A 23,816-nucleotide genomic window follows, 5' to 3' on the forward strand; every position below is an offset into this window, starting at 1 on the left:
TCGCCACGGAGGCCGGTCCGGCGGAAGGACGATGACCTGCCCTTCCACCGGATTCTCCTCACCGTCTCCCGGTCAGCGCCCGCACGTTCTCCAGCAGGGCCTGGAGGATGAACGGAGGGTCCGCCATGGCCGTACGGGTGGCCTCTTGGTACGTCACGGCGTTCTTGCCCTCCACGCCCTCGCCCACGTCGATCAGCTCCTGCCTGCGCACGCCCCAGGCCGGCCACTGCTCCGCGAGGCAGGTCTCCAGGTCGTCCTTGAAGACGGTGTAGCCGGCTGCGGACTCGTCCGCGGGCTGCGCGGTGCGCGGAGCACCCAGGTACCCGAGAAGGTTCGCGTTCTTCTCGCGCGTCTGCCGTCCCTCGCGCTCGATGTCCAGCTCCTTCTTGCGCCGCTGCCCCTCGTCGAGCCCCTGCACGGACCGCAGTCTGTGCGCCTCCTTGCCGGCATCCCCGTCGAAGACCACATGGCACGGGACGCCCAGGGCACTGAAGATCGCGTGGCAGATCATCAGGTTGTCCTTGCCCGACACGTCGATGACGCTGATCCCTTCGGCACCGAGGTTGACGCCCGCCCGCTCCGCGCACCCCGCGAGCACCGCCCCGTCCGTCGCACCCTCGCCGAGCACCACGGCGTGGGCGAAGAAGCCCTCGGCGAACGAGCCGGTCAGCCGACCGACCGTGCGCCGCTTGATGGTGTCCGCGTCGACCATCCCGTCGAGGGCCCGGCACAGGTCGCCCTCGGTCGCCTGCCAGACCTCGGTGACGGGATGCGCCTCATCGGCGGCCCGGCACAGCCGGCGGATCTGGTGGTAGCCGCTCGGGTCGATGAAGACGGGATTGTGGGTGGCGTACATGACCTGGGTGCGCCCCTCGGAGGAGGTGGCCACCAGCTCGCGCAGCACCTGTGCGAACGTCCTCGCCTGCGGCGGATGCTGGAACAGCTCGGGCTCCTCGACCGCCAGGCACAGGGTCCGCGTGCCGTCCTCGGGTCGCCTGCGGTCGGCCAGGTACTTCAGGGCGGCGATGATGAGCGCGCGTTGGAAGCCGTGCCCCTGCCGGTACACCGAGGTCTCGGCAGCGCCGTCCCGGATGCTCACCTGGAAGGCGGTCCGGGCGGGCCTCGGCGCCTGCACGGTGGGGGTGACCACCACCTGGCGTCCGGTCGTGAACTTGGCGACCTCGGAAGAGAGGGCGGCGGAGATGTCGTCGAGCTTGGGCCCGTACACCTTGGCGTGGACCTCCTGGCGCGCCTGGTGTGCGTCCTCCTCGATCCGGCCGAGCTGCTCGTTCGCCTCGCTCCGGTCGACCGCGTGGTCCAGGATGCGGCCGAGCGCCGTCGCCTTCTGATCGTCCGCCTCCTCGTACGCCCGCAGATCCGCGGAGACGAACACGAAATCGATCAGCTGGGCGAGCACGCTCTGCCCCGCGAAACCGAAGAAGTGCGTGTCCTCGACCTCGGACGCGGTGAGCCGGTCGCGGTTCGCCAGCTCCCAGGCCCGCATCGCGTCCTCGGCCGCGGAGGCGCTCCCGACACTCGGCAGTCGCAGACTCGGGTCGCTCTCCATCAGCTCCTTGTACGCCGCCCGCAGCGGAGTCGCCTTCTTGTGCCGTCGCACGTCCTCGAAAGGCGCGTACGCGAGCGCCTTGCCGGTGATCTTGTCCTCACCGTTCTGCCAGGTCCGCCAGATACTGACGCTCTCGGCGCCCTCCGGCGCGTACCGCCCCAGGGTCCCGCGGTCGTGGCCGGTGAGTCCGTCGAACTCCACCTCCACGGAGATGCGCCCGCCCTCGGTGGCCGAGTGGACGTCGTCGTCACTGAGGGAGAGGGACTTCTCGCCATTGAAGAACCAGTCGAGTGCACGCAGCACGGTGGACTTGCCGACACCGGTCGGACCGATGAAGGAGGTTATCTCCTCGAACGAGACGTCCACTTTGTGGAGACAGCAGAAGTTCTCGATACGTACTCGCTTGATTTTCACGGTCGTCCTGAAAGCGCGGTTCGGAGGGTCAAATTGAGGCCCTGTGTGACGATCGTGATGTTAGCGGCGGGAGTGGCGACCCATCAGTTCTTTATCTCCGTGCACAACTTCGGCCACCGGAGAACAGGTAATGATCATTTCTGGTCTAGCGCAAGAGATCTTCGGGACGCTTTGAGACACGGTGCAGGTGACGCCCCGCCGCCACCATGCGACCGAGGAGATCGTGACCGTCAGCGGCACCGACCAACCCCTCGACGACAGCCTCGTTCATGAGGTCGAAGGTCTCCTTCGTGGTGATGCCCCGCCGCCGGGCGTACGAGCCGGCCGACCGGTCGTCGGTGATCCACACCGAATCGTGGAACTCCGGGCGCATTGTGATCAGTACACAGGTCTCGGCCTCACCGAGATGTCTGGTCGGCTCCGACGCGACACCGCCGAAGACCGCCCGACGCAGCCGGTCGACCGCGGTGATCTCTTCGATATCCGTGATGGCGATCGGCTCGCCGAGCATGCCGGCGGACGCGATGTCCCGTAATCGAGGAAGGAATCGGGCGGACTGCTCGGCTTCGTGAGCCACGGCCTCGGTCCAGCGACCGCGCCCGTCGAGCACTTTTTCCAGCAGTGGCAGGCGGTCGACGGCCGCGAAGTTGCACAGGACCGTGTTGTCCGGGAACCAGCAGATTCTCATGGCTGGAAGATCAGGTCCCCTTCTTCCACATCACTGCCGGCAAGCTCCGGAGCGGTGGGCTCGGCCGGGTCGAGAAGGCCGTGCAGTTGGTCCACGTCCATGCCCAACAGGGCGGCGAGGGGCCGCAGCGTGGTTTCCCCCTCGGCATAGCACTTGTAGAGGGCGGCGACGAGGCGTACGGGGAATCGCTCGGCCGCGGCCCAGGCGAGCTGCCGCTGGAAGGCGTCCGTCGCGCCGGCCAGCAGGTGACAGATCTCGGTGGTGAGACCGCGGTAGTGGAGCGCCGACTTGGCGTCGATCAGACGGAGTTGACTCAACCGTGCGCTCAGCGCGCTGGGCGAGACCTTGAATGCGACGACCAGCCTGGAGAACGCCTCGTCGGTGAGCCTGCCGCCCTGGTCGGCCACCTGCCGGAACTGGTCACGGACTTCGGGCACGGGCATCAGCAGGTTGGAGGCGAAGACGTTGGCCCGCACCTCGGTCAGATCCTTCTGTCGCCCCGGCGCGACATGCGACTCGACGACGAGTTCCTGGGCGTCCCGGGCCAGGATGTGACCGAGTTCGTGCGCCAGGGTGAACCTCTGCCGGGTCCAGGTCTCCGTGGGCCCGATGAGAACGAGCCGGAAGGAGTCCGTCTGCCAGGTGAGCCCTTCGACAGCATCGGGAAGGCGCGTGACCGCGACGTCCACGCCGAACGTCTGCGTACAGGCCGTGATCAGTACATCGGTCTCCAGACCGGCCACGGTCCGGGGGCCGTCGGCCGCCGTGAGGACGCCGACGGCGTCCTGCGCGAGCCGCTTCCCCTGGTCGACGTAGCGCTTCAGATCGGAGCACACGGAGGGCATGGGCGGCAGCTTCGGCGACCTCCCCAACAGCTCCAGCACCTCGTACGCCGCCGTGAACCGGTCCGCGGCATCGCTGACGCGGCCCCGCCGGGGAGCCGCTCCGGCAGTGGTCCGAGCCGCGAACGACGGGCGCAGCGGATCGCGCCCCGTGAGCAGCCAGTCCACCGTCCTGCCGCCCGCCTCGGCGATCAGCGCCAGATCGAGCGACGTGAAGCGGCGTACCCCCGCCAGCGACTTGGACAGCTTGTCCGGAGTGAGCCCCACCTTCTCGGCGAACGCGGCCTGATTCATCGAGGCCGCTTCTATAACTCTGCGTACACGATCGATCACGGAATCAGGCATACACCCACCGTAACCGCGCATTGCGAAAATCGCAACGCCTTGGCCAGAGCATCGGTGTCCGCGACGGCAGACACCAGGATGTACGCGGTGACCAGTGCATCCGCTCATGCCTGCACAGCGGGCTCTTCGGCCGGTGGCACCGGTGGCGCGTCTGCTGAGCATGTGCCGAGTACCGCCCATACACACTTGCCCGGGGCGGCGTCGCGGGACATCACGCCCCAGCGATCGGCGAGGTGGGCCACCAGGAGGAGACCTCGGCCGGCCTCGGCATCGGCGGGCGGCGGGGCCGGAGAGTCCGAGGCCGGACAGCGCTCGCCTCGTGTATCGCTCACCTCGATGCGGAGTGCGTACGGCGTGGCCGCGAGCCGGAGGTGGAAGTCGCGGCCGGGAACGCGGCCGTGGTGGATGGCGTTGGCGGCGAGTTCGGCGGCGATGAGGGTGAGGGTCGCGTTCGTGTCGGAGTCGTACGGATAGCCCCAGTCGTCGAGGCGATGTGAGACGAGGCGGCGGGCGAGTCGTGCGCCGCGCGGGGTGGACGTGAAACGCATGGCGAACTCGCGTGCGAGCGCGGACCGTTGCGGCATATGCCCGTTGGGTGGAGTTACTTGCTTCATGGCACTGACGGTCTCGGCATCTGCGTAGCGTTGACCAGGAGTGACGCGCCGAACGCTGTGGGTTGTACGCGGCGGTGGCCTGCTTGTACGCGACTTGGGGCGTGACCGGCTTCGGGTGCGTCGCGTTTGGCGGGCGCGGGAGTGCCGGGTGGTGTGGGTATGGGTGCGGTACGGGAGGTGGCGGGCGTGGAGGAGCGGGAGCCGGCGGAGTCGGGGGCGGGCGCCGGGGCGTCGGAGTACGAGGTTGGGTCAGGGGTTCTGTATGTGTTCGGGCGGCAGTTGAAGCTGTTCCGGGCGCGGGCGGGTCTGGAGCGGGCGGAGTTCGGGGCGCTGACGGGGTACTCGGCGTCGACGATCGCCTCGTTCGAGCAGGGGCGGCGGATCGCTCCGCCGAAGTTCATCGACAAGGCCGATGAAGTGCTCGATGCGGGTGGGGTGTTGAAGGCGGGGAAGGAGGAGGTGGCTCGGGCTCAGTATCCGGCGTTCTTCAGAGATGCGGCTCGGTTGGAGGCGGAGGCGGTTGAGCTGCACGTCTACGCCAACCACGTGGTTCCTGGGTTGTTGCAGACGGATGAGTATGCGCGGGCGGTATTCGCCATGCGTCGACCACTGCTGGACGAGGAGACGGTTGAGCAGCGAGTAGTCGCCCGACTGGCACGGCAGGGGGTCTTTTCCCGCATGCCCCTACCTACCATCAGCTTTGTCATCGAAGAAACTGTGTTACACCGCCCCTTGGGCGGACGGGGTGCGATGCGGGGCCAGCTGGAGCAGCTCCTAATGCACGGCCATCGGCGCAACGTCGAGATCCAGGTGATGCCAACTGAGCGTGAAGAACACGGCGGGCTGGCCGGTCCCTTCACCTTGATCGAGACACTGGAAGGGCGGAGGATCGCATACATAGAGGCACACAAGACCAGCCGTCTCTACACGGAGCGGACGTCAGTCCGGGAGGTCGAGGAGCAGTACGGGATCCTCCGGGCTCAGGCACTCACCCCGCACGAATCGCTATCCCTCATCGAGCAGTTGCTGGGAGAGAAATGAACGTCGAAGAGCCTGTGAGCACAGTGCCCGAGCCTGTCTGGTTCAAGAGCAGTTACAGCAGTGGTGAGGGCGGCGAGTGTGTGGAGGTCGCGGACCGCCCCGGCATCGTGCACGTCCGTGACTCCAAGGCCGGGGCGGGGCCGGTTCTGTCCTTCGCCTCTGGCCGATGGGCGGCCTTCATAGAGTTCGCCGCACAGGACTGACCCCACACGCCCGACGGCGCCCAGCTCACGGGAGGCGAACCACTGAGCGGGGCACCGTTGCGCTGGAGACCTCAGTCGGCCTTCTTGGCGCGACCGCGCGTCTTCTTCTCCGGGCGCCAGGCTTTCAGGTCTTCGGCGGAGAGCCCGTGCTTGGTGCGCTGCTCGTCGAGGTAGGCCTGGTACTCCTCGGCCGGGGTGCCATCCCACTCTTCGTCGTACTCACCGTGCCACTGGTGGACCCAGGGCATGAGTTCCTGGATGCCGGCGAGTAGCGGCGTGATACGCGAAGCCTCCCAAGCAGCTTGCTCGATCCGGTCGTTGATGACGTTGACCAGCGCCTGAACCTGATCCTTGTGATCCCATCCGGCCCAGCCGAGTAGGAGGGTGGAGTCAGAGTCCGGCGACGCCTCCGGGTACGAGATGAACCGCTCCTTAGGCACATCAAGCTTGCCACGGTGAGACCAATACGACTGTTTGAGGAGATCGACGGAGGAGTACTTGGGTGGAACTGGGATATCGAGACCCTTCCCCATCTTGTCCTCTTCGCGCTGAAGATCCCACACGTGCTCCCACTGTTCACGTTTGCGGAGGCCGGAGTCCTTGTATCGCATGGCTGCAAGGTAGGGGACGTGCTCAACGTCGACAATGTCCGCCAAGACGGTCGTAAGGGTCGCATCTCGCTTGCCGAGGTGATCAGCCGCGTACAACTCGGCAACCACTTGCACATCGGCGTCGTGCCTAAGGGCGTCGGCAAGTTGGGACACGGTGAGGGCGCGAGGCTGACGCATACCGTCCCGCAAACCGAACCAAAGGCTCTCGCTCTCACACTTGTCGAGTAGCCAGCCCCGAAGAGCTCGCTTCTCTTGCTGTTCCCACGGGTCGGAAGCCCAGCGACGCTTGTACTCAGGACGCTCAAGGAGGGCGATGTCCTTACGTGTATTGATGACGTCGATTCGCGCCTTGACGACGGCTTGGTATGGGGCTGGCCAATACTCAGGGATCTCGGTGGTGGCGGCATGACCATGATGACCAAACCAAGCGGTCTCGGTTTCGCCCGCCGCCTGTTCACGCGCTAGCAGCATCTCAAAGGCCCGTTGCCCCGGGGCGATTGCGGTCACTCCGGCCTCTTCCGGCAATACGCAAGAAGAAGCCTCGACCGAAGAAAGGAGGCCGTACGCTCTATAGACTTGCCAGTCCAGCTCCTCCTGAAAGAAAATCATCTGCTGGGAAATTCCAGTATATTCCACCCGGGCGGCATCAAGAACGGAACGCGTGGGAACCGCGCCACTTGCGCAGCTAGCCGCTGGCTCACAGCGACTAAGGCGCTGAGCCAGCACCTCAATCTTAGCTCCAACATTGAGCGGGAGGACATTCGGGAGAGGGAAGCTCTGAAGCTTGGTCCCCGTGAACTCATAGAACTCGTACCAGGGCTCAGGGCTCCACCGATTGCCACCACCACTCGAATTTGCCGTGCCGGTCTTTGCTTGACTCACTTGCTTAAGCCAGAAGCACGCCGTCGACGAATTCAACAATCCGAGCAATTCCAGGTACTGCTCTTCAGTCGCCCCTTCAGGCAACTTAATCACCGGTGCAGAACGAATCTGGACCCGCCCACCTCGATCCAGGACGAAATGATTGTGCGTGGCTACGAAGGCAAAGGAGATGAGCAATGGTGACCAATATCGCGCCCGCGAAAAGCTTGAATACTCATACCAGGTAAGACCCTGCTCTTCCTGCGTACCAGACAACGCTCGCCGCAGTTTCAAAAGCGTACGATTCGGCCACAGAACTCGTTCAGTAGATTCATCGATCCAGGCAGATCGATCTGATTCCCGGTACGGGAAAATTGAATTAATTCCAGCATTACAGGCCCAGTCCCGCACCAAGGTTCCACTCACCAAGGGGCGCCCGTTTCCTGACTCTACGCGGCCCTGGAGCCACTTCGCGTCACCGAGAATATAGGCATCATCCTCTCTGGTCACAGCACAGAACCCGATACTTTCCGTACGGCTGCTGAGGGCATCGTCAGCCGCGCGGTGAAGGTCATCCATAACCTGCGAAGCACCACCCCCCGTCAACGACCACGGATGAGACGAGAATCGGTCACGCTCCATGTCGTCGACCGATACCCAATCCGATTCGCTCCCAGCCTCCCCCAGCTGGTTAACGATAGCCGTCCACACCAAACCCGTCGCCGGGTCTTCAGGTTGAGTCGACTCGCCACGCACACCAAGCACCGCACGAATTCGATCCGCCTTGAGCTGGTTCTGATTCCGCCCAGCCAGAATCACCGTTGGCGTCCCGTGCCCAGGGATGTACGCGCCCGAAGTATCGATCACATGCGTGAGATCAACTTTCGGGAACAGTTCTTCAATCAGCCTTTTCCCGAACTCCCGCTTCATGAAAGAGTTCGCCGTGATCTGCCCTGTGAACCCACCGTCCCGTTGATCACCCCCTGCCCGGATCGCGAGCTCAAAGATCCGCTGAGCGAACGGCACTGACAGAGCATACTGCCGATAACAAGCGTCATACGCCTTTTTGTAGTTCTCGTTCTCCTGCTTGTCCTTCACCGTGATATACGGCGGATTCCCCACCACGACGTGGTAACTGCCCCGACCCAACAGATCAACCTGCTCTGAGAAATCCCAAACATCCTCGGTCCGATACGCAAAAGTCCGCGCCTCTGCAGCTCCCGCAAACAACGTATCCAGCGTCTCCGTAACAGTCTCCGCCCCCCGCCCATGCAACAGCGAATCCCCCACCGCCACGTTGATCGGAAACGCCGGCGCCGCCACCAACCGCCGCTCCCCGCAAGCCTTCAGCGCAGCGACCAGCAGCCGGAACCGAGCAATAGCCACCGCGAACGGGTTCTTGTCGCACCCGTGGACGGATTCCAACGCCCGCCGCACAAGCTCCCAGTCCCCCGTCCCCGGCTCAGCCGCCCGCCACTTCGTCAGCAACCGGTCGAACATCCCCAGCAGGAAGTGCCCCGACCCACAAGCCGGGTCGATGCACCTCAGCCCCCGGACCACCGACTCCTCGCCCTGCCACCCACGCGGCTTGTGCTTCCACTCGGGATCGAGACCGAACTCCTCGACCGCAGGCTCCAACGTCAGATCAAGGATGAACTCCTCGACGAACACCGGCGTCTGCAGCAGCGCATACGTCTTCCGAGCATGCTCACTCAGGTCCTGGTACAGGTCACCGAGGAACCGCGTATCCAGCTCCTCATCCGTGAAGTCGTACCGAATCTCGGCATCGGCGTCCCGTTCCCGCCAGAACGCCAGCAGCCGAGTCGCCGCCTCGTAAGAGGGATCCAACTCCCACAGCGGATTGTGGTCCCGGTCGAACAGCCCGGCCACCGCCTCGTGCGCCCCAGCCAGTGACTCGAACCCCGCAACCAGCCAGTCCCGGTCGTTCAGCTCGGGCCGGTCCCGGAAGAACGCCGCCTGCCGATCCTCCGCGTCCGCCAGCCGCTCCCCCGGCCCCGCAATGCAAGGATCATCAACCAGCCCGTTGTCCTCGCAGAACCGCACGAACACAGTCGCCAGAACCCAGGCAGCCGCCACCTGGATGACCCGCTCGTCACGCCACGCCCCATACGTCGCCGCCGTACGGTTCGCCTCCCGCGCCGCCGCATACTCCCGCTCGAAGTTCACGCGGAACTCGTCCACGGACTCCGTCCGCTCCCGCAGGTCGTCCTCCAGCGCGGTGACCTGCTTGCGCAGATCCTTCAGCAGTGCGGCCTTGTCCACCGGGGAGTCCTACCTTCGCTCAGTCGCGTCGTTCCATCGCATGGCTGCTCACTCAATCCTGCCAGCTCGGCAGACCTCTCCCGGCGGGCGCGGAGAACCTGCCGTAACGCCTCAGTCACCCTCCGGAGGCATCAGTCCGCCGTCCGTCTCCACGAGAGATCCACTGGCGATCAGCTCATCGATGTCTCCCGACAGCGCGTCCCTGATCTCGGACCCGAGTCGCGCCCACCCGAAGAAGCGGGCGGCCTCCCGCAGCAGGTCCTCCCGCTGCACGCCCGGCCCTTCCTCGACCACGTTCCTCAGGACGAGCTGCCGCTCGACGGCAGGAACCTCCGCGACTTTCCGGGCACACCGAGGAGTCGGCGTGCGGGCGAATTCCACCTCGTGCCCTGGACGGTCGTAGGCCGTGTCCAGACGGATGATCTTGCCCTGCTTGACCATGCGCTGAAGGGCCCGGCCGATGCGGTCCCGGACCACCTGGCCAGAGCGTCCGATGCCCCACGCCAAGCGGACCCGGGTGAGGATCACCTCCTGCTCCACCGGCCCCTCCACCTCGACGACGCACAGGGCGACATCCGCCACCACACCGGCGCCATCGGGGTCCTGCAGCTCGACACCCGACATGCCCCGCTGGCTGCTCGACCTGCGCCGCACCTCCAGCAGCAGGTCCGCATCCACCTCCTGGTACGGACGGCTCCACGTCGACGGCCCGTGGTCCACCGTCACGAACTGCACCCTCGGAACCGAGCCACCGGGCGCTCGAGCCGCCTCCCCCTGCCCCTCAGGGGTCACAGGCTCGGCCGGCAACTCAGGAGCCCCTGGCCCCGCGACCGGCACCTCCGTGCCCCGTACCGGCGGCGCCTCCCGCACCGCGTGCGGATCCTCCGCGCACGCCGCCTCCACCGCGGCCCGCAGTCGGGCCATCGCATCGCGCCGGTTGCGATACCAGTCCGTGCCCCAGATCCGGTGCAGCTTCCAGCCCAGGTCGCGCAGGACCGACTCACGCAGCCGGTCGCGGTCCCTGGCAGCGCGGGAGGAGTGGTACATCGCGCCGTCGCACTCGATTCCGAGGGCGTAGGTACCCGGCGCGGCCGGGTGACGTACGGCCATGTCGATGCGGAAGCCGGCGACGCCCACCTGAGGCTGGACCGAGTAGCCCCAGTCCCTCAGCACGTCGAGCACCTCCTCCTCGAAGGGGCTCTCCGGCTCGGCGTCCGGGTCGGCAGCCTCGGTCTGGAGGATCTGCGGGCCGTGCTGGGCGTACTCGAGGTAGCGCTTGAGCTTCCGCACACCCTCTTTGGTGCTCTCCGCCAGGTCTCCGCCGTGGAAGGAGGCGACGACCTCCATGCGGCGCCGAGCGCGGGTCACCGCCACGTTGAGGCGCCGCCAGCCGCCGTCCCTGTTGATCGGGCCGAAGTTCGACTGCAGCTTGCCCTTCTGGTCGGGGCCGTAGCCCACCGACAGGATGATGACGTCTCGCTCGTCACCCTGGACGGTCTCCAGGTTCTTGACGAAGAAGCCGTCGAGGCGGTCCTCCGTGAAGAAGTGATCCAGGTCGGGGCGTGCCGCCCTGGCCTTCTGCACCGCCTCCTCGATGGCCTCGGCCTGCGCCTTCGACAGCGCGACCACGCCGAGCGTGAGACCGGGGCGCGTGGCGAAGTGGTGGATGACGCGCTGGGCGACCTTCGCGGCCTCGCCGGGGTTGTTGCTGCGTCCGCCCCTGTCGTAGACGCCGTCCGCCTTGATGAACTCCACACCGATGTCGGGGCCCTGCTCCAGCGCGCCCGGGAACGTCACCATCTTGTTCTCGTAGAACTCGTGGTTGCTGAAGGCGATGAGGTTCTCGTGCCGGCTTCGGTAGTGCCAGCGCAGGGGCAGCCCGCGCAGCACGCCGCTGGCCTTGCACATGTCGAGAATGGACTCGAATCCGTCGGTGCCGTCCTCGTCCCACTCGTCGTCATCGTCGCTGCCGCCACCCGCGCTGAAGAAGGAGGTGGGCGGCAGCTGCTTCTGGTCCCCGGCCACGATGAGCGCGTTGCCGCGGTACACGGAGTTCACGGCGTCCTGCGGGAGCACCTGGGAAGCCTCGTCGAAGATGACGACGTCGAACTTGAAGTCCGGAGGCAGGAACTGGCTGACCGTCAAGGGGCTCATCATGAAGCAGGGCTTGATCAGACGTACGACCTCACGGGTCTGGCTCATCAGGTGGCGCACCGGCATGTGGCGCCGCTGCTTCTCCGCCTCGCGGCGGATCACGGCGGCCTGGCCCACCGACGTACGGCGGGGACGGCGGGCGTTGCACGCGGCGATGACCTCGGCGTGTGCCGCCTCCACCATGTCGTTGTCCGCGGATCGGAACCGCTCCACGAGTTGGTCGCGTTCCATGCCACGCATCGGCCTCAACCGCGCGTCGGTGGACAGCTGATGCTCGACCCAGGCGGTGAGCACAGCACGTTCCATCGACGCGGGGAAGTCCTCTGCGGAGACCTCGCGTCGAGCGAGTTGGTCCGGCAGTCCGTCGAGGTGGTACCTGCGCAGTCGGGACAGCGCTTCGGCGCAGGACGTCCACGCCTCCGGGCCGTACGGGTCGTGGTCCAGTCGCGACAGGACGGCCTCCGCCTCGGGCAGCGAGCGGGCCAGCTCCTGCCGCAATTCCTCCGCCCGTGCCGGTTCGAAGTATGCGGCGAACGCGTCGCGTTGGCGGCGCCAGTCGTCGTCGCGCGCCGCGACCGAGGGGTCGGCGGGCGTGGTCAGCATCATCCGTGCGGCTGCTGCTGTCAGGGGCGCGGAATGGCCACCGTGCGCGGTACGCCTGACCTTCTGAGCCCAGTCCACCGCGTCTTGAACGTCGTCGCGGTCCGTCTCCGTGCCGCGGTACAGGGAACCGAGAAGGTCACGATAGAGAGGGTCGTTCTCGGCGAACCGCGCTTCGGCGGCGCGTGCGGAGACGACAGCGGCGACGGCTTCGCGAGCTCGGGAGAGCGTCAGTCCCGTGCTCTCGTCGATGACCCGAGCGACGGAGTGGATGAGGTCGGTCGCATCCTCGAAGGGCTCCACGTGCGCACGCAGCCAACGGGCCGCCTGGTCCAGCGGGCGCGTCGTGAGAGAGGCACCGGCTGCCGTGAAGTGCGGCTGCTGGGTGCGCTCCTGCCAGCGGTCCAGGTCGCTCCGGATGCGCTCGGCCTGCCTCAGGAGCTCTGGCTGTTCGGGCCGGCCGTCGGAGAGCACATCGGCGAGACGGGCTCGGCGCGCCGGATCCGCGAGTGTGTCCGGTGCCAGGCGCGCAATCCGCTGAGCGGCCTCGAGCGCGCCACGCAGTGCCTCGGTGTCCGGGCGGCCGTCCTCCGCATGCCGTCCCAGCAGATGGCGTTGCCGCTCCGTGGCATAGGGACCCGGCCGCTGATGGGTCAGGTCCAGTGCGCGGCTGAGGAGTTCTCCGGTGGCCTCATAACCCGTCACGTCGTGGGGGGCGGGCTCGCTCAGATCGGCCGCCTCGGTGTCCAGGCCCCGGTACCAAGGGCCGAGAAGGCGGCGGTCGAGCACTGCCTGGGCTCCGAATGAGGCCGTCTCCCGCTGTGCCGCGTGCGCGACCGTGATCGCCGTACGCGCGGAGGCCAGGGTTTGTCCGGCACCGGGACTGTTGTCACGTCGGCCCACCGAGGACACCGTGTCCAGCAGGGCGACGGCCTGGCGGAGAGGGCTGAGGTGGGCTCGGAGCCATCGGGCGACATCACCCAGGGGCCGTTTGGTGAGTTCGGCGGCGTACGCCGAGAGATAAGGACGGCTCAAGTCCTGGCGCCACCGAGCGAGTTCCCGATGCAGAGACGCCCCGTGCTCGAGGAGTTCCGGCTCCGGCGTACGCGCGTCGGTCACCTGAGCGGCAAGTAGGCCTCGGCGGGACGCGTCCGCGACCGTCTCCGGCACGAGCCTGTGGAGGGACTCGGCATGCGCCAACGCCGACCGCAGGGCGGGGACATCAGGCAGCTCGGTCCCCGCGTAGCGGCCGATCAGCTCGGTGTGGGAGACCGTCAGCGAGCGCAGGTGGTGGTACGTGGTGTACCAGGCGACGGCCAGCGGCAGCTTGTCCTGCAGGTCACCGCGCCAGGAGCCCCCGTGGGTGAGCCGGCCGACGAGTTTCCGGTCGGCCCGGACACCGCTGGACATTGCGCCGACGATTCCCCGATGACCGTCCGTGAGACGGCGGACGGCTTCGGGAAGATCCGGCGTGGAAACCACCTCGGTGTGGAAGGTGTCGCGCGCCGCCTGTTCAGCGGCATCCAACTCGTCGGCGGCCGATGCGATACCGGCGACAGCAGCCTGGACAAGGGGGAGCACGCGCGGATCGAGCCAGGCTTCCAGCGCGCGGTTCGACGCGCCGGCCGACTCCACGACAGCAGCCACGTCCTCAGCCTCGGAGGTCGACTGCGGCCTGCCGCAGCCGAGACGGTCGGCAGCGGAGTCGGCGTGCTGTCCGGCCGATTCCAAGATCTCCGCGAGGTCTTCGAACCGGTCGGCCAGCTCTGACGCCTGTCGGCCGGACTGCGACGCAACGTCCGCGCCGGGCGGTTCCAGCTCGGCGAGCGACTGCTCATCGGCTGGACGTTGTGCGCTCAGCTCTGAGCGGAGGTCGCTCCAGCCCGGCCCCGCTTGGGACGTCGCGAGCGACTGGGCGTGCAACACCTGATCCCGGCGAGCGAAGAACTCATGGAGCGCGTCGGCCACGACGTACACCGCCGCCTCGTCGGCCTCCGCCGCGCCGCCCGGTGTGAGCCACTGTTCCAAGGGCCGATGGACGGCTCCTCCCAGCGCGACCACGTCGCAGGCGTGGCACGCTTCTTCGAGAGTTTCCGGCTCCCTGAACCCGGCGTGACGGCTGAGGCTGGCGAGGCTCTGGTGTGTGCGGTCGAGCACGTTCGCGGTCTCGTCGAACTCCTGGGCGAGCTCGGCGGAGCGCACCTCGGTGAGCCCTGCCGGATCGAGCCCCGGTGGCGTCATCGTCGACAGGGCCCGCTCGGCCTCGCCCGGCTCCGCCGTCAGCCGGGCCGACAGCTCCTGCCAACGATCGCCGGCCGCAGCGCGGGCAGCCGCACGCACGCGATGAACCGTGCGGAGCTCCGCCGCGAAGGCGTCGACCCGGTCGTCCACGACGTCCGCGAAGTCGTCCGTCGTCAGCCATGTCCCGGGCACCGCGCTCCGTGAGTCGAGCAACCGCAGCAGCGCGATCAGGCGACGAACACCGGCCTCGCCGACGAGGGGTTCACCGTCCACGGCAAGGTCCTGATACCGGTCAACGGCCGTGGCCAGTCCGTCCCGTGCGGCCCTGGCCTGGTCGAGCTCAGGCCGAGGATGTGGCAGACCCGCACGCAGGTCGCGCCAAGGGAACGACGGGTCGGCGACTGCCTCCCACGCGTCGGTGATGGCCTTCGTCGCCTCGATGATGAGGTGCAGGTCTCCGGCGCTGACCTCTTCGGCCCGAAAACCTGCCGCTCCTCCGGGGCCGGCGTCAGCCGCAGCGGTCAGATAGGCCACCGGTGCCTCGGACAACCGCCCGACCCTGCCGATCACATCGTGCAGAGTCTGCCCGAGCGGATCGCGGACCTCGTTCATCGCCTCGGCGTAGGCGGTGAGCGCCAGCCGCGTCTCTCGAGCCTGCGCGCGTGCCTGCTCCGACAACTGCGGCGCACGTGGTTCTTCCGCCAGGGCCCGGCCGAGTTCTTGGGCGACAGCCTTACGGCTCGTGTTGTGGCTGTGCAGGGCCAGGGCGTACGAGTCGAGTCCGACCGATCGGAGTCGGTCGAGGACGACGTCGAGGGCCGCGGCCTTCTCGCTGACGAAGAGCACGCTCCGGCCGGCGTGCATCAGCCCGGCGATCATGTTGGTGATCGTCTGGCTCTTCCCCGTACCGGGAGGTCCGTCCAGCACAAAGGACTGCCCGGCCACGGCGGCCGCGACAGCCTGGCGCTGGGAGGCGTCGGCGTCGAGCACCAGCGGGCTGTCCTCGGGCGGGCTCAGCTCGTCGATCCGGTCGAGTTCGATCTCCTCGAAGTCGAAGCGATCGGACGCGAGGCCTGCCTGCGGTCCGAGCGCCATCGCCCGTACGAGATCGCTGTCCAGGACGCGGCCTTCGTTGTCCAGCAGGTCCTGGTACATCGACTCCTTGTGAGAGGCGAAGAGAGCGACGACCACCCGCGGCGACACCTGCCAGCCGGTCTTGCCCTCGATCGCGCGAACAGCGGCCGAGAGCACAGCCGACAGGTCCGTCGGATCCTGCTCCGCCACCGGCGTCCAGTCGATGTGGAACTGCTCCAGCTTCACCCTCAGAGCCGGGTTGAGTCGCGGCTCCTCTTCGTCGTTGGCCCGGAGTCGAACACGTCCGTTCGCCACCCGCTCCATGCGTACCGGCAACAGGATCAGTGGAGCGTCACTGCCCGCTTCGGATCCGTCCTCGCGCCAGCGCAGCATGCCGACACCGAGGTTGAGAGTCCACAGGCCGTAGTCGTTGAAGAGCTGGGTCGACTTGCTCCGCAGGCTGTTCAGTGCGCGCAGGAGCGAGGGACCGGAGGTCTTCTGAGTCAGGATCCCGTCCTTGCGGTCACTTCCCTCGGCGGGGAGTGCCTCGATGTTCCTGTCCGCCGCGTCGGACTCGGGCTCTTCGTCGGGGAGGGGCGCGAAGTCCCAGCCGCGATCCAGGCCTGCGACGAGAGTCTGGGCGGACGGGTACGAGATCTCCAAGGTGGCCGACTTGGTGTGCCGGAAGTTGAGCAGACGGTTACGCCCGCTCAGATCCACCAGGGAGGTCCGCCAACCGGCGAGGATCGTCTTGAGTCGTTCCAAGTCTTCGCCGTCGCCGAAGGCGCCCGGATTCGCCACATTGGCCCCTGTTGATCGCTGTTACGGGCCAACGGAGCCCTGACGTCGGTGACACGTTACGTGTCACCGACGCAATCATGGCCCGGAAGGTTCGTACTGTCCCAGAGGCCGCGCAAGTCCCGTTGATCCCCCCTTGGATCCGGGATTCTACGGTCAGTGCTCAATACAGTGGAAGTGCTGATCACTGAACTGCCCGAGCTACCGGCCTTCTCCGCCTGCGGTCCGCAGCTCCTTCAGGAACAGCGAGTCGAGCACCGCCCATTCCGTGGCCCGGTCCACGACTTCCACCGTCCGCCCGTCCAGCGATGGTGTCTGCTTCGGGTCCTCCATCGGGCACAGCCACCACAGCCCGTGCGGGAACTCGGTCGGGCGGCGGGCGGACTGCTGCAATGAGACCAGGAGGTCGTGGCCGCCGCCATCGAAGTAGCGAGCTGTCAGTCCCGAGTTGTGGACGAAGAGCACGCTCTTCGGTCCCGACGCCTCAGCCAGCCCCCTGAGACGATCGGCCAGCGTGGCGGTGACGCGCTGGGCGTAGGAGCGCAGCCCGGGCTTCAGTTCGCCTGACTCCGTGAAGACGGCATCCGCACGCAGAACCTTGGCCCAGTCCGTGCGGAGTTCGTCCGCGAGCGCGCGGAAGACGGTGAGGAACTCGGCGTTCAGGTCCACCGCGACGACACCGAATTCCGCAGCCAGCGCCTCCGCCGTACCCGGCAGGTCGACCCCCTTGAGTGTGAGGGCGAGGAAACCGCCTCGCTGGGTCGCCGTGGCCAGCTTGGCGCGCACGGCTGTCTGAGGATCGCGCCCTGCCGCCGCTGCGGCCTGGGCTTCGGCTACCAGCACGCTCGTACGCGTGTAGGTGGAGCTGGTCCAGCGGGCACCCTCGACGGCCGGGGGGAAGAACCGCTTGCGCACCGGGTCGTACTCAAGCGGGAAGCCCGCCTCGGTCAGCGCGTCCTCCACCTCGATGTGGGTGGGCGCGGCGGCTATGGCGAGGGAGGGGAAACGCGCGTGGACGCGGGAGAGGAGTTCGGTGACCGAGACGCCCGTCTCCCGGCGCACCCCGGCCGCGGCCTGCGAAATGCGCAGGGCACGGGCGAGGCCGAGCGCCGTGGGGTACAACTCCAGACGTGGCGAGGCCGCCGCGTCCTGGGCGACCGCGGCGGCGAGGGCCACCAGCCGGGTGTCCGCGAGCGGCGTCATCCCCTCGGGGGCAGGGACCTCACGCAGCGTGCGTACGACTGTGCCGCGACCCGGCAGGGGGTCTTCGGCTGCAAGCCGGTCTGCGGCGATGCCGAGCGCCGCCGCGTAGCCGGCGAGTTCCTGGGGCGTGGGGTCGTCGGTGCCGGGCAGGGACTCCAGCGCGAGCAGCACGCGTTGCCCTCGCCGCAGCACTGCAAGGCGTGGTTCGTGGTCCGTGTCGGCGCCTCGCTGCAAGACTTCCGCATCGGCGGCCGCGCGTACGACAGCGAGGGCCTTGGCCAAGGTCCGCTCAGCCGTGTCGGTGCCCGCGCCGTGCCGGATGCGCAGCTCGGCCGCGGCCTCCTGAGCTGTCAGAACCCGCCCCGACTGAGTGAGTATCTGCACCAGCTCGTCGCGGACGGCCGTAAGCCAGGCGGTGGCGCTCCACTCCTCGATCGCTGCGACGTGGTGGCGTGAGACGGTGGGCTGACTGGTGCCCAGGTGCTTCGCGATGGCCGTCTGCGGGGGCCAGGGTCCGAGTGATGAGAGAGCGTCCCCTTCCTCCCGGGGCTGCGGCAGACCGAGCGTGAGCCGCACGACATCGGGGCGAAGGTTTCCCTTGCGGGCAGGGGCGGGAGTGAGCCGGGCCGCGAGTGAATCGACGGACTCACGCGCGATGCGCTGCGCCTCCGCCTCAAGGTCCTCTGCATCCCCTGGGATTGGGTGAACAGCGGGCGGCGCCGGGCGCGGCTCGGCTTCGATCGCGGGGCGGCGCAGCATCGCCGTCCACTGCTTGTGGCGGCGGTTCAACTCTCTGCGTACGAGCGCTCCGGCACCGCGGGCGCGCGAGATCGTGTGCGGCGGGATGTCGAGCAGCTCTCCAACGGTGCCGGCACCCAGGCCTCCTGCGACCGAGACGGCGCGGAGGGAAAGGCCTGCCGCGTCCAGCGCCGTGGTGAGGTCGGCCGCTGCCGCAGCGGTCTCCCGCGCCTCCTCGGTCGTGGCACTTGCGGCGCCGACCGTGGCCTGGGTGGTGGGAGGCTTGGCGGAGTCAGCCGTACGGAAGATGTGCCGCCAGGCATCCTCCATCTGCTGGAACGTGTCGAAGCGGCGGTCCACGTCCCGGTGCAGCGCACGCTGGAAGAAAGCGGTCAGCCCGTCACGCAGCCCCGGCTCGAACAGCTCTGCAGCGACATACAGTTCGGCCTCGTCGCTCACGCGAGGATCGGTCTGGCCGTCACCCCACACCGGGCGCTCGCCGGAGGCCATCTCGTGAAGGGTGACCGCAGCGGCGTACCGCTCGGCATGGTCGTCGTACAGAGAGCGTCGCGCACTGCCGAGGAACGGGTCGAGGTAGCCGCGGGTACCCGCGCTGATATCGCGCTCGGAGGCGTCGGCCAGCGAGAAGTCGAACAGCATCAGCTGCCACGAGCCGTCGCTGCGCTTGTGCAGGCCGAGGTTGTCCGGCTTGATGTCGCGATGCCGTGTGCCCTTGGCCGCCAGCTGGTCGAGGGCGATGAAGAGGTCGTTGCCGTAGCGCTCCAACTGGTCGTAGGTCAGGCGCCCTTCGCCGCGCAGGCGCGCGCCGAGGGAGGATTCACCCGCGTACTCCAGCTCCAGGACCGCGTGGCCCGCGATCTCCCGAGGCTCGTCGAGGAGACGGATGATGCGTCCGCCACCCACTGTCTTGAGCGCCTGGGCCTCCGCATACAGCCGGGCGTCCTTGTCTCGGTCGAGGGCGACCTTGAACACTCGCTCCTCGACGACCTGCTCGCCCGCAGGGCCTTCGAGATCCTCTATGACCCGTTCCACCAGCAGGGCGCGTGCCGTGGCTCCCGTGCCCAAGACGCGCTTGACGCTCCATGTTCCGTCCAGGGACTGACCGGGAAGCGCGGTGAGGGGGTCTGCCTCCGTGACCGCGGACTGTTCTGGTACGGCGGTTTCCTGCTCGGCGTCGTCGAGCAGGTCCAGGAAGCGCTCGGCCGACGGGAGTCTGTCGTTCACCTCGGCCCGGGTGGCCCGGAAAACGAGGTCGTCCAGCTTGTCGGAGAGCCCGTCGGCGACGGCGTACGGATGCAGGCCCCCCTCTGCCGACAATCGCTCGATCAGGGCACTGCGCTGCGCTGCCGGACGCTCGCCGGTCAGCAGCAGATAGGCGAGGGCGCCGAGACCGAACATGTCCAGGTCGACCGGGTCGGCGAACTCCTGATCCGTCTCGGGCGCGAGGAAGACCTGGGCGCCGTCCTCGATCAGGTTCGGGTCGAGCGGCGTGTCTCCGATGGACCGCATCGAGCTGGTGTCGAAGTCGCGGGCCGCGGTCTGCCAGTCGGCGATGCGGACGACCGGCTCGCTGCCGTCCTCCTTCGCGGAGACGTACACCGAGCGAGCGGCGAGGGCACGATGGTAGAGCGATCGGTTGTGCGCGTAGCGCAGGGCTTCGGCGAGCTGGCGGACCAGGTCGAGGCGGATCTCCGGAGTGAGCCTGCCGCCGTATGCGTCGAGATAGGCGTCGAGACGCAGATCGCCGTGGCGGTGGCGGAACAGGATCGCCGGTCCGCCCTGGTGTTCACGGATCTGCACAGCCTGAGCGACGCCGCGATGAGTGATGCCCTGCAGGACCTGGTACTCACGGCGGGCAGCGCGGTCGGCGGCCTGCCGGGCCTCGTCCGTGGCCATCTGCTCGACGAGGTAGATCCGGACCCTGCCCTCTTCCTGGACCAGCCCGTCGTCGCGTGCGGCGAGACGGTCCTCCCAGCCGGGGCCCGCGTCCAGTGCGCGCGGCTCGAGTTTCCAGTCGTCCCCGAAGCGCAGGTGTGCGATGGAGTGGCTGATGCCGATCTGCTGCATCAACTGCTCAAGCAGTTGAGCCGTGTTGGGCGTGATCCGCCAGCTCTCCCGCTCCGGCGGCTTCCCGAGCAGGTCGTCCCAGACCTTGTCGAGGCCGCTCGCCCCGTCGTTGCGGCCGTAGACGTTCAGTCGCTGGAACTCGTCGAGGCCGCTGATCAGCCCCGCCCCATGAAGGAACACAGCCGGCTTGATGAAGGGAATCCGGCGCGGATCGATGTGGTTGGCACGCGCCGCGCGCTCCAACTGCCCTTTGAGTTCCTTGCACTTCAGGTCCGTGAGGTGCAGCGGGTTCTTCAGCGTCCGAACCCTGTCCGCCTGGAACTGCCAGGTGTCGCCGTGGTTGACCACCCGACCGGGATGCCCCTTGAGTTCAAGGAGGTAGACCCCGCCAGGCACGGCGACGAACAGGTCGCACTCGTTCGTACGGCCGGAGGCCGCGGTGAACGAGAAGGTCGCCCAGGCTCGGTAGGGCTCGTTGGCGGGCATCAGCTGCCGGATGTGGTCGAGCCCGTCCTGCTCCCAGGTGTGGGTGGAGCGGCGGGGCTGGAACCAGCGCTGTTGTTTGCGCGGCGGAGGGCCCGGCTTCGGGGCGGCGGGCGTTCCTGCTGCCGTCACTGTCCGACCTCCACCGGTGTGCGCCCCGTTCTGTGGGTGTGGTGTGCCCGCTAGACCCTACATCGCCGGGTGGCCACGTCAGTCGGGAGTTTCCCGCTGCTCAACCCATCCCCCGCGGGCCTGAACCCCCAGAGGTCGCCCCACCCACGCACCGTCCCGTCGAAATACGTGGCCACAGCTGTCACCGCCCGTGCTAGCCTTTCGAACACTCAATCGGCCCGCCTGATGCTCCGCCCCCTTAGATCCACAGGAGCTCACCACACCGAATTCGGGAGCATTTGCATGTCCGCATTCTGCGATTCAATGCTTCGCACAGTGTCCTGTGCGCACCCCTCTCCCGCACAGCTCTCCTCCCGGGAAGATCGCGTCCTCCGCAGCGGCAACTTCGCCCACGGCTTCTCGGCCTGATCAGGCCGAGACAGGTCAGACGACAACGACGCCCGCCGTGCCCCCGTTCTGGCGTAACGTTCCCGCGCCCGAAATCAGGCACCTCTTCCCCGAAGGTGTTCTCGTGCAGACCCAAGAGACGGCGATCGTCGCCGTCATCGCCGCGGCCGTCACCGTGACCGTGTGCTTCGCGCTTTTTTGCCTCACCTTCTCCAACACCGTCAAGGCCGCGCTGAAGGACAGCAATTCAGCTCACCGCGCCAAGATCCTCACCCAGGTCGCGACAGTTCTACGGCAGTTGCCGCTCCTCCGCTGGCGCCGCAGGTGAGCCAGAAGCAAGGAGAGAGCAGCATTTCCGCGAGCCACGGGTATGTCCCGCTCCGTTCCCGCTCAACCGAGGGAGACCGATGTACGTCGATATAGGCTTCAGTCGATCGCCTATGCGGCCCGCCGGGCTTCCCTCCATGGACACGCCCCCACCCGCACGTCTCATATCGTGCTGCCCGGGAGCCCGTCTTGCTTCGTGAATCCGTATCCGCCGCCCGCGAGCAGGTTCACAGTGAGCAGTTGTTTCTGCGACTGCTGGAGCATTTCGTCCGCGACCACGGTCACCGGCCGAGCGATGCCGAAGCCAGATCGTGGCGGATGAGTATCCCCGCTCTGCTCAATGTCCTCCTGGAAGCGGGACTTGACGACGTGCACGTGCTTTTTGAGTACCAGCTGCCACTGACCAGCAAGCGCGCCGACGCCGTACTCGCCGGGGTCCATCCCACCACCGGCGAGCCTTCCTACGTGGTGGTCGAGCTGAAGCAGTGGGCCGACGCCGAGCCGGATGATGACGATGCCCTGCTCTGCCGACTCGACTCCTATCCTCGTCCGGTCCTCAACCCGATCGAACAGGTGCGGGGCTACTGCGACTACCTGGTTTCCTTCAACGGAGCCTTGGCCCAGCACCCGGGCAGAATTTACGGGGCCGCGTACCTCCACAATGCGACCGAGTTCGGCATCAGCGGCCTGTACAACGTCGAGCAGAGCGAACGCGGACGGCTCTTCAGCGAAGAACGCCGAGGTGAGTTCATCGCCTTCCTCAAGTCCCGCCTGGGGCCGACATCCGGGGCCGCCTCGGCCGATGAGCTCCTCGCCGGAAAGATCGGCCCTTCCAAGCAACTGATCGCTGTCGCCGCCAGGGAGGTACGCAACCGCGAGGAGTTCGTCCTGCTCGACGAACAGCGAGTCGCGTACGAAGTGGTCATGCGTGCGGTGAACCGGGCCGCGCGCGCCGACCACAAGGAAGTCGTCGTGATCACCGGCGGCCCGGGGACGGGCAAGAGCGTCATCGCTCTGTCGCTGCTCGGCGAGTTGTACCGGCAGGGCAGGACAGCACTCCACGCAACAGGTTCCGCATCGTTCACGAAGACCATGCGCAAGGTGGCCGGCGCCCGCAAGCGCGAAGTCCAGGAGCTGTTCAAGTACTTCAACAGCTTCATGGCCGCAGAGCGAAACGGTTTGGACGCGCTGATCTGTGACGAGGCGCACCGCGTCCGCAAGACCTCGGCGAACAGGTACACGCGCGCGGAGCACCGCACGGGCAAGCCCCAGATAGAGGAACTGATCGATGCGGCCCGGGTACCGGTCTTTCTTCTCGATGAGCACCAAGTGGTGCGTCCTGGAGAGATGGGGACGGTCAAGGAGATCAGGGATGTCGCGGCGGCCAAGAACCTGAGCTTCCAGGAGATCTCCTTGGACAGCCAGTTCCGTTGCGGAGGCAGCGACGCCTACTTGCGTTGGGTCGTGCGCCTGTTGGGCCTGGAGCCCGGTGGCCCGGTGACCTGGGATCCGGACGACCGGATGCAGCTCCTGGTCGCGGACAGCCCTCAGGAAATGGAGGACTTCCTGCAGAAGCGGCGGGCCGAAGGCTACAGCGCCCGCATCTCGGCAGGTTACTGCTGGAGGTGGACCACCAAGTACCAACCCGGCCAAGAGCTGCCAACAGACGTAGTGGTCGGCGACTGGGCCCGTCCCTGGAACGTGTTCGGCGAGCGCGGGGTGGCCGGGGCACCTCCGGCCGCGCTCTGGGCAACGGATCCGGCCGGGTTCGGTCAGGTCGGGTGCGTCTACACGGCACAGGGCTTCGAGTACGACTGGAGCGGGGTCATCATCGGTCCCGACCTGGTGTGGCGTGGCGACCGCTGGGTCATCGACCGCACGGCCTCCAAGGACCCTGTCTTCACAAAGGCAACTCCGGACACGCTGGTGCACGAGCTGATCCGCAACACTTACAAGGTTCTGCTGACACGGGGAATGGTCGGCACGGTGGTCTACTCGACGGATACCGAGACGAGGGCCAAGCTGCAGGAGTGGGCGGGGGCGGCCAAGTCCAAGGCGCCGTCACTCTCTTTGTAGCAACCTGTCAGGGCAGGTTGTCCCGGCCGGAAGCCCCTCCGCTCGC

At 67.3% G+C, this 23,816-nt stretch carries 11 protein-coding genes; 4 read left to right on the forward strand and 7 right to left on the reverse strand.

Annotated elements, in window-relative coordinates; all coding sequences use genetic code 11:
* Nucleotides 1–58: 58 nt before the first annotated feature.
* The 4 genes from ACFYW8_RS16320 to ACFYW8_RS16335 form a co-directional block, all read right to left on the reverse strand.
* Nucleotides 59–1,981, reverse strand: a complete 1,923-nt coding sequence (locus ACFYW8_RS16320; protein ID WP_389074372.1) for an ATP-dependent endonuclease — start codon at nucleotides 1,979–1,981, stop codon at nucleotides 59–61.
* A gap of 145 nt (nucleotides 1,982–2,126) precedes the next feature.
* Nucleotides 2,127–2,669 (reverse strand): hypothetical protein, encoded by a 543-nt coding sequence (locus ACFYW8_RS16325; protein WP_389074376.1) that lies wholly within the window; start codon nucleotides 2,667–2,669, stop codon nucleotides 2,127–2,129.
* Nucleotides 2,666–3,856 carry a helix-turn-helix domain-containing protein gene (locus ACFYW8_RS16330; RefSeq protein WP_389074381.1) on the reverse strand — a complete coding sequence of 397 codons (1,191 nt, stop codon included), beginning with the start codon at nucleotides 3,854–3,856 and terminating at the stop codon, nucleotides 2,666–2,668. The genes ACFYW8_RS16325 and ACFYW8_RS16330 overlap by 4 nt, the downstream gene beginning before the upstream one ends.
* Before the next feature lie 104 nt (nucleotides 3,857–3,960).
* Nucleotides 3,961–4,470 carry an ATP-binding protein gene (locus ACFYW8_RS16335; protein ID WP_389074386.1) on the reverse strand — a complete coding sequence of 170 codons (510 nt, stop codon included), beginning with the start codon at nucleotides 4,468–4,470 and terminating at the stop codon, nucleotides 3,961–3,963.
* Between the two features lie 159 nt (nucleotides 4,471–4,629).
* On the opposite strand from ACFYW8_RS16335, the gene ACFYW8_RS16340 reads away from it, so the two are divergent.
* Together ACFYW8_RS16340 and ACFYW8_RS16345 are read left to right on the forward strand one after the other, a co-directional pair.
* Nucleotides 4,630–5,511 (forward strand): helix-turn-helix domain-containing protein, encoded by an 882-nt coding sequence (locus ACFYW8_RS16340; RefSeq protein ID WP_389074391.1) that lies wholly within the window; start codon nucleotides 4,630–4,632, stop codon nucleotides 5,509–5,511.
* 14 nt (nucleotides 5,512–5,525) lie between these two features.
* Nucleotides 5,526–5,714, forward strand: coding sequence for a DUF397 domain-containing protein (locus tag ACFYW8_RS16345; RefSeq protein WP_389074397.1), 189 nt, complete (start codon nucleotides 5,526–5,528; stop codon nucleotides 5,712–5,714).
* Nucleotides 5,715–5,785: 71 nt separating this feature from the next.
* On the opposite strand, the gene pglX is transcribed toward ACFYW8_RS16345, so the two are convergent.
* The 3 genes from pglX to pglW all read right to left on the reverse strand — a co-directional run bounded on the left by pglX (nucleotide 5,786) and on the right by pglW (nucleotide 20,980).
* Complete coding sequence (gene pglX / locus ACFYW8_RS16350) at nucleotides 5,786–9,469, reverse strand: BREX-2 system adenine-specific DNA-methyltransferase PglX (RefSeq protein WP_389074402.1); 3,684 nt, start codon at nucleotides 9,467–9,469, stop codon at nucleotides 5,786–5,788.
* A 111-nt stretch (nucleotides 9,470–9,580) separates the two neighbouring features.
* A complete protein-coding gene (locus ACFYW8_RS16355; RefSeq protein WP_389074408.1) occupies nucleotides 9,581–16,339 on the reverse strand; it encodes a DUF3320 domain-containing protein in 6,759 nt (2,252 codons plus the stop codon).
* 198 nt (nucleotides 16,340–16,537) lie between these two features.
* A complete protein-coding gene (pglW, locus tag ACFYW8_RS16360) occupies nucleotides 16,538–20,980 on the reverse strand; it encodes a BREX system serine/threonine kinase PglW (protein ID WP_389074412.1) in 4,443 nt (1,480 codons plus the stop codon).
* 511 nt (nucleotides 20,981–21,491) lie between these two features.
* Between pglW and ACFYW8_RS16365 the strand changes: the two genes are divergently transcribed.
* Nucleotides 21,492–21,695: a hypothetical protein gene (locus ACFYW8_RS16365; protein ID WP_389074415.1), complete on the forward strand. Its 204-nt coding sequence runs from the start codon at nucleotides 21,492–21,494 to the stop codon at nucleotides 21,693–21,695.
* Between the two features lie 317 nt (nucleotides 21,696–22,012).
* The gene (locus tag ACFYW8_RS16370; protein WP_389074419.1) at nucleotides 22,013–23,770 is read left to right on the forward strand and encodes a DNA/RNA helicase domain-containing protein; all 1,758 of its coding nucleotides are present in this window, start codon (nucleotides 22,013–22,015) and stop codon (nucleotides 23,768–23,770) included.
* Nucleotides 23,771–23,816 lie beyond the last annotated feature (46 nt).

The organism is Streptomyces sp. NPDC002742 (assembly GCF_042888885.1).
Lineage (GTDB): Bacteria > Actinomycetota > Actinomycetes > Streptomycetales > Streptomycetaceae > Streptomyces.

Excerpts from the sequence above, each read along its gene's own strand:
- ACFYW8_RS16325 (WP_389074376.1), bottom strand. The coding sequence starts at position 2,669 with ATGAGAATCTGCTGGTTCCCGGACAACACGGTCCTGTGCAACTTCGCG.
- ACFYW8_RS16330 (WP_389074381.1), bottom strand. The coding sequence starts at position 3,856 with ATGCCTGATTCCGTGATCGATCGTGTACGCAGAGTTATAGAAGCGGCC.
- ACFYW8_RS16335 (WP_389074386.1), bottom strand. The coding sequence starts at position 4,470 with ATGAAGCAAGTAACTCCACCCAACGGGCATATGCCGCAACGGTCCGCG.
- ACFYW8_RS16340 (WP_389074391.1), top strand. The coding sequence starts at position 4,630 with ATGGGTGCGGTACGGGAGGTGGCGGGCGTGGAGGAGCGGGAGCCGGCG.
- ACFYW8_RS16370 (WP_389074419.1), top strand. The coding sequence starts at position 22,013 with ATGAGTATCCCCGCTCTGCTCAATGTCCTCCTGGAAGCGGGACTTGAC.